The organism is Halococcus salsus (genome assembly GCF_009900715.1).
Taxonomy (GTDB): domain Archaea; phylum Halobacteriota; class Halobacteria; order Halobacteriales; family Halococcaceae; genus Halococcus; species Halococcus salsus.
The window spans coordinates 942,632-958,534 of record NZ_JAAAJC010000001.1; the positions used below are offsets into that span (position 1 = coordinate 942,632).

Genomic DNA, 15,903 nt, shown 5'->3' on the forward strand with positions numbered 1-15,903 from the left:
GAGTGAAGCGACGATATGACGTTTCTCCCGGGTGACGCGGTCGACCTGGTTCCACTCGATCCTGCCGACGACGCCCACGTCGCGGCCTACCGTCGGTCACGCAACGAACCCACGATGCGCGCCACCGGGTCGTACGGCCGTGGACTCACCGACGGCCACGCGAGCGATCGGGTTCAGGAACTCCAGACCGGCGACGAGGACCACGCGCTCTGCGCGATCCGGGCCGAGAACGAGACGGTGGGCTGGGGAACCATCCACACGGTGGACGGACGTTCACGGACCACGGCTGTAGGCTACTACGTCCTCCCCGAGTACCAAGGCAACGGGTACGCCAGCGAGGCCGCTCGGCTGCTCGTCGCGTACGCTTTCGACGAGCTCAACGCCCGCCGTGTCGAGGCCACGGTGCAGGCCGACAACCCCGCGAGCAAGCGCGTGCTCGAAAAATTGGGCTTCGTCCACGAGGGCACGAAGCGCGACGCCTACTACAAAGAAGGCGAGTACAAGGACATCACGCTCTGGGGTCTGCTCGCCAACGAGTTCGTCCGAGCGTCTTCGTAGCGATCAGTCGTCCGTCGGTTCGGTGCTCGTCGCCGCGTCTTCCGGGTCGTTCTCCGGGCTCGACGGGTGGTAGTCGGTGTCGTACTCGCCGAGGTCGCCGTCGAGCCGGTCCGGATTGACCCGCCCACCGAGGAGCATGAAGTCGACCATCGTGAGCGCCGCCATCGCCTCCACCACCGGGACGCCGCGCGGTGGGAGCACGGGGTCGTGGCGACCGATGACCTGGGCCTCCTTCTCCTCGCCCGTCTCCCAGTCGACGGTGGTCTGCTTTTTCGGGATCGAGGTCGGCGCGTGGAGCGTGACCTCCCCACGGATCGGCTGGCCGGTCGTGATCCCGCCCTGGATGCCGCCGTGGTCGTTGCCGGTCGGGATTGGATCCCCGTTCTCGTCGAACTCCCAGTCCTCGTTGCGTTCGCTGCCCCGGTAACGCCGCGCCTCCCGCCCCAGCCCGAACTCGAAGCCAGTCGTCGCGGGGACGCTCAGCATGGCCTGACCGAGACGTGCGGGGATCGAGTCGAATCGGGGGGCACCGAGGCCGCGCGGCGCGCCCCGGATCTCGAAGTAGATCGACCCGCCGATCGAGTCGCCCTCGCGCTGGTAGTCGTCGATCGCCTCGCGCATCCGTTCGGCCGTCTCGGGGTGGGCACACCGGACGGGGTTCTCCTCGGCGTGCTCGCGGATATCCTCGAAGCTCACCTCGGGAGCCTCGATGTCGCCGATCTGGTTGACGTGCGCGCGGATCTCGATCCCCTCGCTCGCGAGGATCTTTCGGGCGACCGCGCCCGCGGCGACCCAGTTCGCGGTCTCGCGGGCCGACGAGCGCCCCCCGCCGCCCCAGTTCCGCGTGCCGAACTTCGCGGAGTAGGTGAAGTCGCCGTGGGAGGGCCGCGGAGCCGTGATGAACGGCTCGTACTTGCCCGAGCGGGCGTCCTTGTTCTGGATCACCATCCCGATCGGCGTGCCGGTCGTGTAGCCGTCTTGCAGCCCGCTCTTGATCGACACCGCGTCGGGTTCGCCGCGGCTGGTCGTGATCTGTGACTGGCCGGGTTTGCGCCGGTCGAGTTCGATTTGGATGTCGTCCTCGTCGAGTTCCAGTCCCGCCGGACAGCCCGATACCGTGACCCCCATCGCCTGACCGTGGCTCTCGCCGAACGTCGTGACCCGAAAGAGCCGTCCGAACTCGTTGCCGTTCATGGTCGAGCGTCGGTGGCGAGGGATTTGAACCTTCCAGTCCGTGCAGCGGTTGCGCTCGGAACGAACAAGCGGCTCACGACGATGTGGAGTGCCAGCACGGTGTCTCGTCTGATTTCCGTTCTCGAACTCGCTGTTACCACAAATCCCGATACAAACGAGAAACCGCCCCGCGACCGCTCCGCCCACACGCCTCCCCAGCCGATTCACTCCGCTCGCTTCACTCGCTCCGTTCATCCCTCGCACGGCGTCCGCGGTCGGCGTTCGTGGTTACTCACGCCGACCGCTGCCGCGCGCCGACCGCACTGTGGCCCGTGTCGATGCCGATTCGACCGACCCGATCCCTGCTCACCATGCGTCTTCGAGGGTCCCCTCGATCTCCTCGACGGTCGGCTCGAACCCCTCGGGCCCGTTGTCGAGCGTCGCGTCGTCGTAGATGTACTCGGCGACACCCGGGAGCGCGTCGCGCTCGACCGCGTCGAGGTCGCGGAGCTTCGTCGGGAGGTCCATCGAGTCCCGCACCTCGGCGACGCGCTCGACGACCGCCGCGGCCGTGGCGTCCGAGCCCTCGGCGCTCACATCGAGCGCGTCCGCGAGGGCGTCGCGGCGACCGTCGACTTCGGAGAAGAGGAGTTCGAGCACCGGCGGGGCCAGCACGGCGTGGGCGATCCCCTGCTGGACGCCCTCCTCGCGCAGCCCGTGACCGAAGGCGTGGATCGCGGACAGCAAGCCCGGCCCGCGATTCCCCTGACCGTACTGGACGAGCACGACCCCCGCGACGGCGGCGTCCATCGCCTCGGGCGCGGGAAGTTCGGGCAACGCGTCGGCCATGAGTTCCAATCCACGTAGCGCGGTCGCGTCGGTCAGCGGGCTGGCGTGCCGGGCGTAGGGCAGTTCGAGCCCCTTGTCGAACCCGTTCATCGCCGAGCCGAACAGCACTCCCTCGGGCGTCGTCTCGAACAGCTCCGGGTCGTAGACCAACGCGTCGGGCATCAACGCGGGGTCGCTGAACCCGGCGACGATGTCGCCGTCCTCGCCGTCGAACGTCACCGAGCCGCCGGCCGAGAGGTCGGCCCCCGCGAGCGTCGTCGGAACCGCGACGAGCCTCGTGAGGTCGCCATCGGGAATCGGCAGTCCACCCGTCTCGGCGGCGTGCTCACGAAGGTCGTCCCTATCCCGGTCGCCGGCCTCGATCGCCCGCATCGCCCGCGCGAGGTCGATCGAACTCCCGCCACCGACCGCGACGAGCGCGTCCGCGTCGAGCTCGTCCATCGCGGCGACCCCACCGAACGCGCCCGCGGCCGATTTGTCGGGCGTCGTCCCGTCGAAGGTCCCCGCGTACCGCTCGCCGAGCCCATCTTCCACTGGGTCCATCAGCTCGCGATTCGCGCCGACGTGTTCGCCACAGACCACGAGTGCGCGCTCGCCGCCCGCGTCGCGCACGAGGTCCCCGAGGTCGGCCGCCGTCCCACGACCGAACGCGATCCGGCCGGCGGCGTTGTCGTACTCGAAGGGATCGATGGGATTCATGTCACCCACCACGGCCGGCCGTCGGATAACGATTCTTCTGGGTGTGCTGAACGCTCTGGGTGAACGAACTCAGTCGAGGTCCACATCGGCACCGGCCCCGCGAAGCAAGTCGAAGAAATCGGGGAACGAGACGTCGACGTGTTCGGCCCCCGTGACGGTCGTCGTGCCCTCGGAGACCAGGCCCGCGACCGCGAGCGCCATCACGATACGGTGGTCGCCACGACCGTCGACCCGCGCGCCGTGCAGGGTCGAGTCGCCGCCGTGGATCGTGAGCGAATCCTGCCGTTCGGTGACCGCCGCGCCCATCTTCTCGAGTTCCTCCGCCATCGCGCTCACACGGTCGGTCTCCTTGTATCGGACGTGCTCGGCGTTCACGATCCGCGTCTCACCCTCGGCGGCGGCCCCGAGGGTCGCGAGCGTCGGCAGGAGGTCGGGGGTGTCGCCGACGTCGACCTCGATGCCCTGGAGGTCGCTTCGCTCGACCGAAATGGTTCCAGAATCGCGGTCCCACGAGAGCGCCGCGCCCATTCGTTCGAGGTGGTCGACGATGGCGGTGTCGCCCTGAGCGCTCGGGTACGCGCCCGCCACGTCGAGCCCCTCGTCGGCGGCGAGCGCGCCCGCCGCGAGGAGATAGGAGGTCGACGAGAAGTCACCCGGGACGCGGTAGCTCCCACCCGAATCGTAGGACTGTGCACCCGAGACGGCGAATCCCGCGTCCGTTCGCTCGGTCTCCACGTCGAAATCAGCGAGCAGCTCGCGGGTTATCTCGACGTAGGGCGCGGACTTGAGCTCGGTTTCGAGGTCGATAGCGAGTCCCGACTCGGTGCGCGCGCCCGCCATCAGGAGCGCGGTGACGAACTGCGAGGAGACGTCGCCGGGGATCGAGACCCGCTCGCCCGCGACGGGACCGCCGACCACGAGCGGCGCTCGTCCGTTGGCCCGGGTGCTCTCGGCGCGCCCGTCGAGGTCCTCGATGGCGTCGAGCAGCGGGCCGTGGGGGCGCGATCGGAGCGATCCGTCGCCGGTGAGGACGGTGAGGCCCTCGGCGAGCGCCGCCGTCCCGGTCACGAGCCGCATCGTGGTGCCGGAGTTGCCGCAGTCGATGACGTCCTCGGGGACTGCGGGGTAGCCGAACCCCCGGACGACGAACGCGTCGTCGGCGAGGTCGACCTCCCCGCCGAAGGCGCGCACCGCGCGTGCGGTCGCCCGCGTGTCGGCGCTCACGAGCGGCGCTTCGACTCTGGTCTCGCCCTCGCCGTAACCCGCGGCGAGGATGGCCCGATGGGTGTAGCTCTTCGACGGCGGGGCGGTGACCCGGCCGGCGACCGACGACGGCGCGATCTCTGCGTCCATGCCCGCTCGACGACTGGGGGTAGTATCAGCGTGGCGACCGTCGGCCACAACATTAATGATAGTCCGTGATGGAACATGGATCGAGGATGTACAAGATCACCTGCGAAACGTGTGGCGACGTCGGGTTTCACCCGTCGCGGATCGGCGCGGAATCGCGCGCCGAGGCCCACGACAACGAGACCGGCCACGACTCGCGCATCGAACCCATGACCGAACCCAACCTCTCGACCTGACGGCGAGGGGGCCGCCGGTGGCCGAAACAGCATCGTTTTGGTCGGAGCCCCGGAACCGGTCGCATGGATCTCGACCTTTCGGCGCTCGATACGGCGCTCGACGATGCCGACGCCGACGGCTACCTTCTCAACGCCGACTCCGACGACCCCGACCAGCGCTACCTCTCGGGGTTCACCGCCCCCGACCCGTTCGTGACGCTCTACGACGGCGAGACCCACCTCCTCGTCTCGGCGCTCGAATACGGTCGTGCGAAGGGCGAGAGCCGGGCGGGGACGGTCTCGCGCCACGCCGACTACACCGACGGCGCGGGGAGCCGCGAGGCGGGCCACGTCGTTCTCGCGGCGTTCCTCGACGACCACGACGTCGCCTCGGTGCTCGTCCCGCCCCGGTTCCCGGTCGGGACCGCCGACGGCCTCCGCGAAGAAGGGATCGCGGTGACGGCCGAAGAGGGAAGCGTCCTCACCGACATCCGGGCCGTGAAGACCGACGAGGAGGTCGACCACATCAGGGAGGCCCAGCGCGTCAACGAACGGGGGATGGCCGCCGCCGAGGAACTCCTTCGCGAGGCCGACGTGGAGGACGGCATCCTCGTGCTCGACGGCGAACCACTCACCTCGGAGCGGGTCAAGACCGCTATCGAGACGACGTTCCTCGAGAACGGGTTCTCCTCCGGGGAGTCGATCGTGGCCTGCGGCAGCGGTGCCGCCGACCCCCACAACCGCGGGAGCGGCCCGCTCGCCGCCGACGAGTCGATCATCATCGACATCTTCCCGGGGAGCGGCGAAACTGGCTACCACGCCGACATGACCCGGACGTTCGTGAAGGGCGAGCCCAGCGAGACGATCGAGGCGTGGTACGACCTCACCGAGGACGCGTTCGACGCCGCGATGGACGCGATCGAACCCGGCGCGACGGGCGCAGCGGTCCACGACGCGGTCTGTGACGTCTACGAGGACGCCGGCGAGCCGACCCTCCGCGCGGACCCCGAAACCGAGACGGGCTACATCCACGGGACCGGTCACGGCATCGGGCTCGCGGTCCACGAGCTACCGAGCCTGAGCTTCAACGGCGGGGAACTCGAACCCGGCAACGTCGTCACCGTCGAACCGGGGCTCTACGACCCCGACGTCGGCGGGGTCCGGATCGAGGACTTCGTGGTCGTCACCGAGGACGGCTGTGAGAACGTCGCCGAGTACCCGAAATCACTTCGAGTCGAGTAGTTCGCCCTGGGACCAGTCACCGGGAGAGACCGTGGTCGGTCCGTCGTTCGTTCTCGGTCCCTCGTCCGTTCTCGATCCGGCGGATCCGTCGTCTCGGAACGTTTTTCAGGTCCGGTCACACACCGTTTATATGGTAACCAACGGTTCGGAACCCTTCTCGGAGAAGCTTCGTGTCCCGGAAGCGCTCACGTTCGACGACGTGTTGCTCCGGCCGAAGGAGAGCCGGGTCGAGCCCGACGAGGCCGACACCGCGACCCGCGTCTCGCGCTCGGTCGAACTCACCGTCCCGGTCCTCTCGGCGGCGATGGACACCGTCACCGAGAGCGACCTGGCGATCGCGATGGCGCGTCAGGGTGGGCTCGGGGTGCTCCACCGGAACATGGACATCGAGGAGGTCGCCGCGGAGGTCGAGCGCGTCAAGCGCGCCGACGAGCTCGTGATCCGCGAGGTCGTGACCGCGAGCCCCGACCAGACCGTGCGCGAGGTCGACGAGATGATGGAAGCCGAAGGGGTGAGCGGCGCGCCCGTCGTGAACGAGGCGGGCGAGGTGCTGGGGATCATCTCCGCGACCGACATCCGACCCTACCTCGAAGTCCGCGATCGCGACGAGGTCCGCGAGGCGATGACCGACGAGGTGATCACGGCCCCCGCGAACGTCGACGCACGCGAGGCGCTCGAACTCATGTACGAGCACAAAATCGAGCGCGTGCCGGTGGTCGACGAGGAGAACCGACTGAGCGGGCTGGTGACGATGCAGGGGATCCTCCAGCGCCGGGAGTACGACTCGGCCGCCCGCGACGAGCGGGGCCGACTCCGGGTCGGGGTCGCCGTCGGACCGTTCGAGACCGACCGCGCGGCGGCGGTCGACGAGGCGGGTGCCGACGTCCTCTTCATCGACTGCGCGCACGCCCACAACCGCAACGTCATCGACTCGGCGCGCGAGCTCGCGTCGGGCGTTGAGGCCGACGTGGTGGTCGGCAACGTCGGGACCCGCGAGGCCGCCGCGGAACTCGTGGACTTCGCCGACGGGATCAAGGTCGGCATCGGCCCGGGGTCGATCTGTACGACGCGGGTCGTCACCGGGTCGGGAATGCCCCAGATCACCGCCGTCGCGCAGGTCGCGGACGTCGCTAGCGAGCACGATATTCCCGTCATCGCCGACGGCGGGATCCGCTACTCGGGCGACGCCATCAAGGCCATCGCGGCGGGCGCGGACGCGGTGATGCTCGGGTCGTACTTCGCCGGAACCGACGAGGCACCGGGCCGCGTGGTGACGATGAACGGCAAGCGCTACAAGCAGTACCGTGGGATGGGGTCGGTCGGCGCGATGCAGTCGGGCGACGACGGCAACCGCTATATGAAGGACGTCCAGGAGGACGAGGACTTCATCCCCGAGGGTGTCGAGGCCGCGACGCCCTACAAGGGCAGCGTCGAGAGCGAACTCTTCCAATTGGTGGGAGGAATGCAGAGCGGGATGGGCTACGTGGGAGCGGACACCATCCCCACGTTCAAAGAGCGCGCGGAGTTCGTTCGGGTTTCGTCTGCGGGCCAGACTGAGGGCCACGCCCACGACGTGGTGATCACCGACGAAGCGCCGAACTACAGCCCGGATAGCTAGAACTCCGGGCCGAGGTATTCGCTCCGTTTCGGTCGTCGTGAACATCGTCCACCGAACCGGGCGAGATAGTTTAAACGATGAGGGGCACACGCCCCCGTGTGTTCGGGGGTAATCCGATGACCGGTCTCGCTCGTCTGTCTCGTCGGCTTGTCGATTTCTTGCGGTCGAACATCGGTCTCACCCTCACGTTGAGAGACCCGACGAACGGGGATCGATTCGTAGTTCGCAGGGAAATCGAGGGGCGGACGACCGATCCGACCGTTCTCGATGACGCTTGTACCGAAGCTCGAACGGTACTCGACCACCAGATCGATCTGAACGACGACATCGATGACAAGTCGATGCGGACCGCGAGAATAATCACGGTCTCCCTCTCGATCGTCGCCGGGATCGTTAGCTCACAGTCCGCCGCTGCCCTCCCGAACCTGTTGAACGGACTCATGTCCGCTGGTGTTCTCTTGGCCGTGCTTTCACTGGTCGTCTTGGTCATCTCCTACTTCGCATCCGAGCCGAAACTGGGCCCCGGCTCGGAGTATCTCGAAACGAACATCCTGAACGACGAACCATCGAGGCAGCACTATCGAAAAGAACTGCTGGAAGCGTATTCCGTCTGGATAGACCAGACTGGCGACGCCATCGCACTCAACGGGGCAGTTCTCAGCGTGGGTGAGTCGCTGTTCGCCCTCGGGATCCTCTGTTTCGTGCTCGGTCTCTTGGAGCGGGTATGGGAAGTAAGCTTATTACAGTGGTTACCGTTCCTGTAGATATGAGTGGAAACGAGCGACAGGAAGACGAGCACCGAAAGCGGCGGCGCGCAGAACTCTCGGAGCAGGGGCAGGGCGGAGCGAAAGGCCCGAGAGCCTTCTCGACGATGGCCGAACTCATAACGCTGCGCGGTTTGTGGAAGTAACAGCCACACACCCCGACTCAGTGCGTGGTTGGTTTTCGGTTGCCCACTGGTTCAATGACGACAGAGTCCCTCGCTTAGCGGCTGTCACACAGCTCTAAAAGTCGCGTCGCATCGCAATCTCGAACCACGGACACAGATCCAACTGCCGGTACCAGCGTGGGTTCTCGTGGAGGTGTTCGTAGGGAACCCAAAGCAGGCCCCCGACCTCCTCCTCGTCCGGCGCGAGCGAGGTGTCCGTGAGGGTGGCTTTCAGCACAGTACAGACCTCCCACTCGATGCCCTCGTCGAAGTAGTAGCGTTTGTACTCGAAGCGGTCCGTCGTCCGAAGGTCGTCGTACTGGTCGGGTGTGACGCCGAGTTCCTCTTCGAGGCGTTTGCGGGTCGCCTCGACCTGGGTTTCACCCTCGCGGGGATGGGAGGCCACGGTGCCGTCCCAGCAGGTGTCCCAGAGGCGTTTCTCGGGGCTGCGCTGGGCGAGCAGGAGGTTGCCCGATCCATCGAACAGCAGGGCGGTGAAGGCTCGGTGGCGAACCCCGTCGCCGGTGTGGGCGTCGAGGCGGTTGACGAGTTCGCTCGGCTCGTCGTTCTCGTCCACCGCGATCACGTCCTGGGCGGCGTTCGGGTGGGTCTCCCCGTCGGTCGCGGCGGGTGGGTCGGCGTCGTCGCCTGCGGCGGGCGTGCTCATGCTCCACCCTCGGCGAGCGCCCTCAAAGCGGCTTCGACTGCCGTCCGTCGGTCGTTCGAGGTGGCACCGGTTAGTCCACGGCGGGCGGGGTGGGGTCGTACGCCTCGCCGACGCACAGCGTGACCGCGTTGGCGTGGGTTTCGAGGTCGAGCTCGCGCGCCGAGAGCATCTCGCCGTCGAGGCTGAAGGTGCCGGGTTCGCCTCCGTTCACGGACACCGCGAGTTCCGGGGCTTCGAGCCGCGTGATGTTCCCCGTGTCACTCCCGAGCAGCCGCCGGAGGGTGGCCTCCCCGACGAGCTTGCCCGTCGGACGATCCTCGATGACCGTGACCTCGAACCGACCGTCCTCCATGTTCGCCTGCGTCCGCCCCTCGACCGGGAACCGCCGGCCGTTGCCGACGAGCACGAACGCCGCCTTCCCGGTCCAGGCGGCCTCGTCGTCGGGCGTCTCGATCGAGAGGTCGAGTCCCTCGAAGTCCGCGGCGGTTCGGATGGTGTTGACGACGTAGGCCAGCACGCCCAGCGAGTCCTTTTGGTCGGCGGAGGTCTCGGAGCTCGCATCGGCGGTCAGCCCCGCGATCGCGGAGTTGACGAACGGGTGGCCGTTCGCCACCCCGAGGTCGATCGCGCGTCGTTCGCCCCCGTCGAGGGTCTCGAAGCCGTCCGCGATGGTCTCGATCCCGACGTTCCCCGCGAAGTTGTTTCCCGTGCCGGTGGGGATCACGGCGACGGTCGTCGTGTCCAGGGTGTCCGCCTCGTAGAGCCCTCGAACCACCTCGTGGAGGGTGCCGTCGCCCCCGCCGGCCGCCACGAGGTCGGCGTCGGTCTCGCGAGCGAGATCGACGGCGTCGCCGCCCTCGTTCGTCTCCCGAACCGTCACGTCGTACTCCTCGGCGAGGTCGTAGACCTCGTCTGTGTGGCTCCCGTTCCCGCTGACCGGGTTGTAGACGAGCACCCGGGAGCCGCCGCCGTCGGTCCGGACCGCGTTCGGGCGGACGTGAGGGGTCATGACCCGGGTTCTCAGCGGAACAGCAAAGGCCTGCCGGGACGCTTCACCGACGTGTACCGGATCGACCTCCACGCCCACACCCGCTTCTTCCACGGCCGTCGCCGCGTCGGCGACGCCTACGACCCGATCGGGGTTCGTCTGCTGGCGGGGACCGCGCGCGCTCGTGGGCTCGACGGCGTCGCGACGACCAACCACGACTACTGCCGACGGTTCGAGAACGAGGTCGCCGGCGTGGCGGTGATCCCCGGTATCGAGGTCTCGACCAGTCGCGGCCACGTGCTCGTGGTGGGGCCCGACCCGCCCGCCGAGAGCAAACCGGGCGAACTCACCCCGAGCGAGACCGTTGAGTTGGCCCACGACCGGGGCTGTGCTGCGATCATCGCCCACCCCTACCGGAACTCGACCGTCCGCGAGGTCGACGCCGACTTCGACGCCATCGAGGTCAACGGCAAGCATCCCCGCACCCGCGAGTGGGTCGAACGCCTCGCCGCCGACCACGACCTCCCGATGACCGGGGGCAGTGACGCCCACTACCCCGTCGAGGTCGGTCGGGCTTACACCGCGGTCGACGTCGAGGAGCCGACCCCCGAGAACGTCGTGCGCGCGATCCGCGATGGCCGGGTCGAACCCCGCGTCGACGACTGGCTCCCCTATCGGCTCATCGGCCGACTCTACCGCTCGATCCACAGGGGCAAGGGCCAGCTCGACGCCCCCGACTGGGCCACTCCCGGCGTCGGCGCGCCGCCGAAGAACGAGTGAAGGCGAATCCACACTCGAATCTACTGAAGACCTTCCGGGTGTGGCGCTACTCCACCGTTGGCTTCGAGGTCGGGGTGGCTACCGATACCCATCGAAATATCTTCATATCGACGGGAAAACTTATACCGGACGGTCGGGAGGGTCTCTGTAGAACCGAGAGTGGACGTCCGTTGTCGATGGTTTGGTCACGATAGGTACACGACCTCGACGGTCGACGGCAACTACGTCGTCTATCGGTGCGAACGGTGCGGCCAGGAGATCCTCAGAGGGGACGACGAGCCGCCGTTCGACGTGTGAACGCACCGACGTCGCTCGGTCGACGGTGGATCGTTCGAGCGGTCGAGAACCACCGTCGAAGGGCGTGACGGCTCCAACGTCGGACGGTACGGGGATCGAACACCGAGCGGAAACCGTTTTGCCCCGGCGGGGTTGGAGGGGCGTATGGTTCGCGCCGCCATCCAGTTGTACACCCTTCGCGACGTCGAGCAGCCGCTCCCGGAACTCCTCGAACAGGTCCGAGAGGCCGGTTTCGCGGGCGTGGAGTTCGCCGGTCGGGTCACGGACGCCGACGGCGACCAGGTCCGGGAGACGCTCGACGAAACGGGGCTCGAATCCGTCGCCGCGCACGTCGACATCGAACGGCTCGAAGCCGACCCCGACGAGACCATCGAGTTCTACCGCTCGCTCGGGTGTGAGCACCTCGTCGTTCCGTGGCTCGGCCCGGACGCGTTCGAGACGGTCGAGGCCATCGAGACGACCGCCGACCGGCTCCAGTCGGTCGCCGAGACGGTCGCGGACCACGGGATGGCGTTCTCCTATCACAACCACGACCACGAGTTCGTGGAAGTCGACGGTGAGACGGCCTTCGACCGGCTCGCGGCCGCCACCACCGACCCCGTCGGGTTCGAGCTCGACTGTGGCTGGGTCACCGTTGGCGGTGTCGACCCCGTCTCGCTGCTCGATCGCCTCGACGACCGCGTGTCGCTCGTCCACATCTCGGACGCCGACGAGACGGGGTCGCCGACCGAGGTGGGCGAGGGCGTCCTCGACGTTACCGGCTCTCTGGAGGCCGCCACCGACCACGGGATAGAGTGGGCGATCTACGAGCACGACGACCCCGACGACGCCATGGCGTCGGCCAGCCACGGTGCCGAGGTCCTGGGTCGGTTCTGAGTCGTCGGCGACCGACGTACCGCCGTCCAAGCCACCGTCTCGAACCCGAACGTTCTTCGGCCGACCCGCTGACTGCCAGCCATGGCGGAGCACGACCCGGAACCCGAGGCGAACGACGAGGACTCGAACATCGAGGTCATCGCGGCGTACGGTTCGGTCACGGGCGAGGGCCCGCTCTGGCACCCCGACGAACAGCGCCTCTACTGGGTCGACATCCCGGAAGGGAAGCTCTACCGCTACGACCCCGCCACCGACACCCACGAGCAGTGTTACGAGGGGCGTCCCATCGGCGGGTTCACGTTCGAGGCCGACGGCGCGTTGCTCCTGTTTCGGGATCAGGGGACGGTGACGCGCTGGGCGGACGGCGAGACGCGAACGGTCGTCGAGGAGATCCCCGACGAACGCGACACCCGGTTCAACGACGTCGTGGCCGACCCGGAGGGCCGTGTCTTCGCGGGCACGATGCCGACCGAAGACCGGCTGGGTCGGCTCTACCGCTTCGACCCCGACGGGAGCTACACGCTGGTCGAGGACGACCTCGATATCCCGAACGGGATGGACTTCACCCCCGACCGGACCGGGATGTACTTCTCGGTCTCCGAGGAGTACCGCGTCTATCGCTACGACTACGACGCGTCGAGCGGGCTGCTGGCGAACCGAACGACGTTCCTCGACCTCGACGGCCCCGCGATATCCGACGGGCTGACGGTGGACAGCGAGGGGTTCGTTTGGGTGGCCCGGTGGAACGGGGCCCGGGTCGAACGCTACGCCCCGGACGGCGAGCTCGTACGAACGATCGAGGTGCCCGCCGAGCGCCCGTCGAGCGTGGCGTTCGGCGGCCCGGAGTACGAGGACCTCTACATCACCTCGGCCCGCGGTGAGGGCATCGAGGAGTACGGCGACCTCGCGGGCGCGCTGTTCCGTACCCACCCCGAGGTCGGTGGTCGACCGGAGTTCCGCTCGCGGATCGCGACGGAGGAGTGAGGGTGGTTTCGGGGGATGATTTAATCCTCCCACGCCGAAGGAAGCTCATGAAACGATACGCGACCGACGTCCGCGACGGGGTGTTGTACGTCGAGACCGACGACGACTGGCTCGAAGTCGGTCCAATGGACGAAATTTGTTCCATAATGGGTGGCGAGACGTACACCATCGAGTACGACGAGCGCCAGCGGACGATGGACTGGCTCGACACCGATTCGGAGGGGCGGCTCACCTTCGACGTGCGAGAGACGATCGAGGGGATGGACTACAACGAGGCGTTCGTCGCGGAGCTCGCGGCGGTCGATGCGGACGCGACCGACACCGACGGACATCCGCTCCGGGCATCGGTGTTCGCCGACCTCATGACCTCTATCTGGGATTCGAAGGGCGCGCTCGAGAACGCGTAGAAACTGACCGCCGCTACGTCCCCCGTTCGACGACCGGACCGACGGAACAGAAACGAAACAGTATTTTGTACGTTATGGCTGTAGTGTGAGAAGTGGTCGCGATTCGCTCGCCGAAAACGTTCACCTACCTCCTTGCTGGAAGTGTCGCACTCATCGTCATCGGCGTCTACGCCGTGCGTGGTCAGATGACACAGATGGCGTGTATGTATCCGGCCCCCAGTCGGCAGGTCATGAGTTTGTTGGGGTTCGATTATCGAATCACGTCGGTCGGGATAGACAGTATCGGCTACTACGATGGCTGCAACTACGCGCGGGTCTCGACGATTAGTCTCCTACCGGAAGCGCTCGGTATCGTTTCGTTTCTGACCCTCGTGAGCTACCCAGCCACGAAGTCTCTCGAAGGGATCTATACTCGTCTGAACGGCGTTTTGATCGTGCTGGGGGCGCTCGGACTGCTGTTCACTTGGTCCGTCGGACTCGTTCCCGGATTTCTGTTGGTCGTTTTCCTCGGCTTCACGGCCGTCATGCGGTCGAAGTGGGGCGGACGAAACGAGACGGCTGGGGAATCGGCGTAAGTCAGTTCGAGAACTGCTGCCGGAAGTTGAGGAGAAACGAGCAGAGGTCAGATACGAGCGTCCCAGTACGTCGCCCACCAGATCGGAGGCTATCCCACTGTTCTGAGAGCGCTCGAACGGGGGTCGCCTGATGGCGGTCGTCGGACGCGTACCCTAACCGTTCGCGCCGGGATGAGATTCAGCGTCTTCCAGACCGGCTAACCTCGGAGCGGTGACACCTCGGACTGGCAGGCCATTCACGACGCGCAGGGCGACCTCGCTGCTGATCCGGAGTACCCGATGGTGTCGATGATCTCGGAGAGATAGAAAGACTTCCCGAGCCAGGGGTTGATGAACCCCAATTCGAGTCTAAGCGAGCTGCACTACTCCCAGGCAGGCTACAACCGGATGGGTGTCGAGGGAGCCGAACGGCTGGAGATGGGGCCCGTGAAACCACTCGCGCAGACGGCATAGTCACGCGCCCGCAGACGGGACGGGTGCTGTAGTCTAGGCCAGGCTTATTCGTCGACGTACCCGAGCGCGGCGAGCTGTTCGGCCATGCCTTCTTCCGAAGTGGCTTCGTCGGCGGATGCGAATCGCGGCTCATAGTTCCTTGAGTCCGTAGCAGTAGTTTCGGCCCACGGCACGAATCGGACCTGTGGGTCCAGTGACCCAACGTGATGATCATAACGGAGATACTCGCCGAACGCTTCACCGTGATCCGCCGTGATTGCCACTTTCTCGGCGTCGATATTATCGAGGAGAACTTCGATGCTGTCCAGAACGTATCGGAGCTCGTCAAGGTAGGCCCCGAACGCGACCTCGCGGGAGCCGCCCTGCATCAGATAGGCCGACGCATCGCTCTCGTAGAGGTATTGATCACGACCCTCCTCGAGCGTTTTTGCGACCCATCCAACGTGCGGCTGGATGTAGTGGAGAATCATACGGTCGCAGTCGGTGTTTCTGCCGACCGAGATGCCGCGGTCCGTAACATATCCTGGTGGTGTTGAGCCGTTCACGTGGCGTGGGAGGCCATCGCCCTCTTGCGGTTCGTACCGATGGGCGCGTTCGTAATATCCCAAGTCATGTTTGCGGAGTGTGTCGCTCCAATCGCCAGCAAAAAGGTGATCTTCGGGACCGTTCGTCGCCGTCCAGCGGCTCTTATCCATCCCATACTCGAAGATGAAATCTGCATAGGCGTTCGCGGTCACGTACGCGGTATCGCGTATCTTCTCGAGATAGGGTTCGCGGAAGGTGGAGGCAACCCACTCAGGAGTGGAACCTCCTACCGAGCACATTCGGTCTACATCGTTGACAAATGAGTATTCATCGGCGACCATCCGGAGTGCGTCTACACGGCACGCATCCATTACGATCAGAAGATCCCAGTCACGGGAGAAAACGTTCGTTCCGAGTAGACCTCTCGAAGAAAGGTTGACTGCGGTGGACCGCAAGAAAGGACGTTTGCCCGTTATGTGTCGAATTGCTTTCTTGGGATCGCGGGCACCCTTTACCGCGTATCCTACCTGAGATCTCAAGTCCATATTCTGGTTTTAGTTTCCGCGCACCTCTCTCATAAGTGTATTTCTTGGATCCAAGTAGATAGCTCCTCAGAAGGAGCCGAGTGGTTGGTGACGGGCCCGTGAAACCACTCGCGCAGACGGCCTGATCGCTTTCAATTCTCTGGCGAGGGTCGCCCGTCAGTAGCGACGCTGTAT

General features: G+C 66.3%; 17 protein-coding genes. 11 read left to right on the plus strand and 6 right to left on the minus strand.

Translation table 11 applies throughout. The annotated features are described in order from the left end of the window. Positions 1–15 precede the first annotated feature (15 nt). A complete protein-coding gene (locus GT355_RS04985) occupies positions 16–558 on the plus strand; it encodes a GNAT family N-acetyltransferase (protein WP_160133595.1) in 543 nt (180 codons plus the stop codon). Positions 559–561: 3 nt separating this feature from the next. On the opposite strand, the gene aroC is transcribed toward GT355_RS04985, so the two are convergent. The 3 genes from aroC to aroA all read right to left on the minus strand — a co-directional run bounded on the left by aroC (position 562) and on the right by aroA (position 4,632). Further along, positions 562–1,752: a chorismate synthase gene (gene aroC / locus GT355_RS04990; RefSeq protein ID WP_160133596.1), complete on the minus strand. Its 1,191-nt coding sequence runs from the start codon at positions 1,750–1,752 to the stop codon at positions 562–564. Positions 1,753–2,097: 345 nt separating this feature from the next. Further along, positions 2,098–3,279: an iron-containing alcohol dehydrogenase family protein gene (locus GT355_RS04995; RefSeq protein ID WP_160133597.1), complete on the minus strand. Its 1,182-nt coding sequence runs from the start codon at positions 3,277–3,279 to the stop codon at positions 2,098–2,100. 69 nt (positions 3,280–3,348) lie between these two features. After that, positions 3,349–4,632: a 3-phosphoshikimate 1-carboxyvinyltransferase gene (aroA, locus tag GT355_RS05000; protein WP_160133598.1), complete on the minus strand. Its 1,284-nt coding sequence runs from the start codon at positions 4,630–4,632 to the stop codon at positions 3,349–3,351. Positions 4,633–4,718: 86 nt separating this feature from the next. Between aroA and GT355_RS17960 the strand changes: the two genes are divergently transcribed. The 5 genes from GT355_RS17960 (at position 4,719) to GT355_RS05020 (ending at position 8,614) form a co-directional block, all read left to right on the plus strand. After that, positions 4,719–4,865: a hypothetical protein gene (locus GT355_RS17960; protein WP_169316560.1), complete on the plus strand. Its 147-nt coding sequence runs from the start codon at positions 4,719–4,721 to the stop codon at positions 4,863–4,865. Positions 4,866–4,928: 63 nt separating this feature from the next. Further along, a complete protein-coding gene (locus GT355_RS05005; RefSeq protein WP_160133599.1) occupies positions 4,929–6,086 on the plus strand; it encodes a M24 family metallopeptidase in 1,158 nt (385 codons plus the stop codon). 130 nt (positions 6,087–6,216) lie between these two features. Further along, entirely contained in the window at positions 6,217–7,704 is a 1,488-nt protein-coding gene (gene guaB, locus GT355_RS05010; protein ID WP_120074738.1) for an IMP dehydrogenase, read from the plus strand. A 116-nt stretch (positions 7,705–7,820) separates the two neighbouring features. Further along, positions 7,821–8,468 (plus strand): hypothetical protein, encoded by a 648-nt coding sequence (locus tag GT355_RS05015; RefSeq protein WP_160133600.1) that lies wholly within the window; start codon positions 7,821–7,823, stop codon positions 8,466–8,468. Positions 8,469–8,470: 2 nt separating this feature from the next. Beyond that, positions 8,471–8,614, plus strand: a complete 144-nt coding sequence (locus GT355_RS05020; RefSeq protein ID WP_160133601.1) for a hypothetical protein — start codon at positions 8,471–8,473, stop codon at positions 8,612–8,614. Positions 8,615–8,708: 94 nt separating this feature from the next. Here the strand turns inward: GT355_RS05020 and GT355_RS05025 are convergent, their stop codons facing one another. Further along, positions 8,709–9,299: an NUDIX hydrolase gene (locus GT355_RS05025; protein WP_160133602.1), complete on the minus strand. Its 591-nt coding sequence runs from the start codon at positions 9,297–9,299 to the stop codon at positions 8,709–8,711. A 70-nt stretch (positions 9,300–9,369) separates the two neighbouring features. Beyond that, positions 9,370–10,308 (minus strand): diacylglycerol/lipid kinase family protein, encoded by a 939-nt coding sequence (locus GT355_RS05030; RefSeq protein WP_160133603.1) that lies wholly within the window; start codon positions 10,306–10,308, stop codon positions 9,370–9,372. A 51-nt stretch (positions 10,309–10,359) separates the two neighbouring features. Between GT355_RS05030 and GT355_RS05035 the strand changes: the two genes are divergently transcribed. The 5 genes from GT355_RS05035 (at position 10,360) to GT355_RS05055 (ending at position 14,206) form a co-directional block, all read left to right on the plus strand. Continuing rightward, positions 10,360–11,067 (plus strand): CehA/McbA family metallohydrolase, encoded by a 708-nt coding sequence (locus GT355_RS05035; protein WP_160133604.1) that lies wholly within the window; start codon positions 10,360–10,362, stop codon positions 11,065–11,067. A gap of 441 nt (positions 11,068–11,508) precedes the next feature. After that, positions 11,509–12,240, plus strand: a complete 732-nt coding sequence (locus GT355_RS05040; RefSeq protein WP_192927961.1) for a sugar phosphate isomerase/epimerase family protein — start codon at positions 11,509–11,511, stop codon at positions 12,238–12,240. Between the two features lie 81 nt (positions 12,241–12,321). Further along, on the plus strand, positions 12,322–13,224 hold the full coding sequence (locus GT355_RS05045; RefSeq protein ID WP_160133606.1) for an SMP-30/gluconolactonase/LRE family protein: 903 nt from the start codon (positions 12,322–12,324) through the stop codon (positions 13,222–13,224). Positions 13,225–13,271: 47 nt separating this feature from the next. Beyond that, the gene (locus tag GT355_RS05050; RefSeq protein WP_160133607.1) at positions 13,272–13,631 is read left to right on the plus strand and encodes a hypothetical protein; all 360 of its coding nucleotides are present in this window, start codon (positions 13,272–13,274) and stop codon (positions 13,629–13,631) included. Between the two features lie 92 nt (positions 13,632–13,723). After that, positions 13,724–14,206 carry a hypothetical protein gene (locus tag GT355_RS05055; protein WP_160133608.1) on the plus strand — a complete coding sequence of 161 codons (483 nt, stop codon included), beginning with the start codon at positions 13,724–13,726 and terminating at the stop codon, positions 14,204–14,206. A gap of 497 nt (positions 14,207–14,703) precedes the next feature. On the opposite strand, the gene GT355_RS05060 is transcribed toward GT355_RS05055, so the two are convergent. Continuing rightward, entirely contained in the window at positions 14,704–15,729 is a 1,026-nt protein-coding gene (locus GT355_RS05060; RefSeq protein WP_160133609.1) for an alkaline phosphatase family protein, read from the minus strand. Positions 15,730–15,903 lie beyond the last annotated feature (174 nt).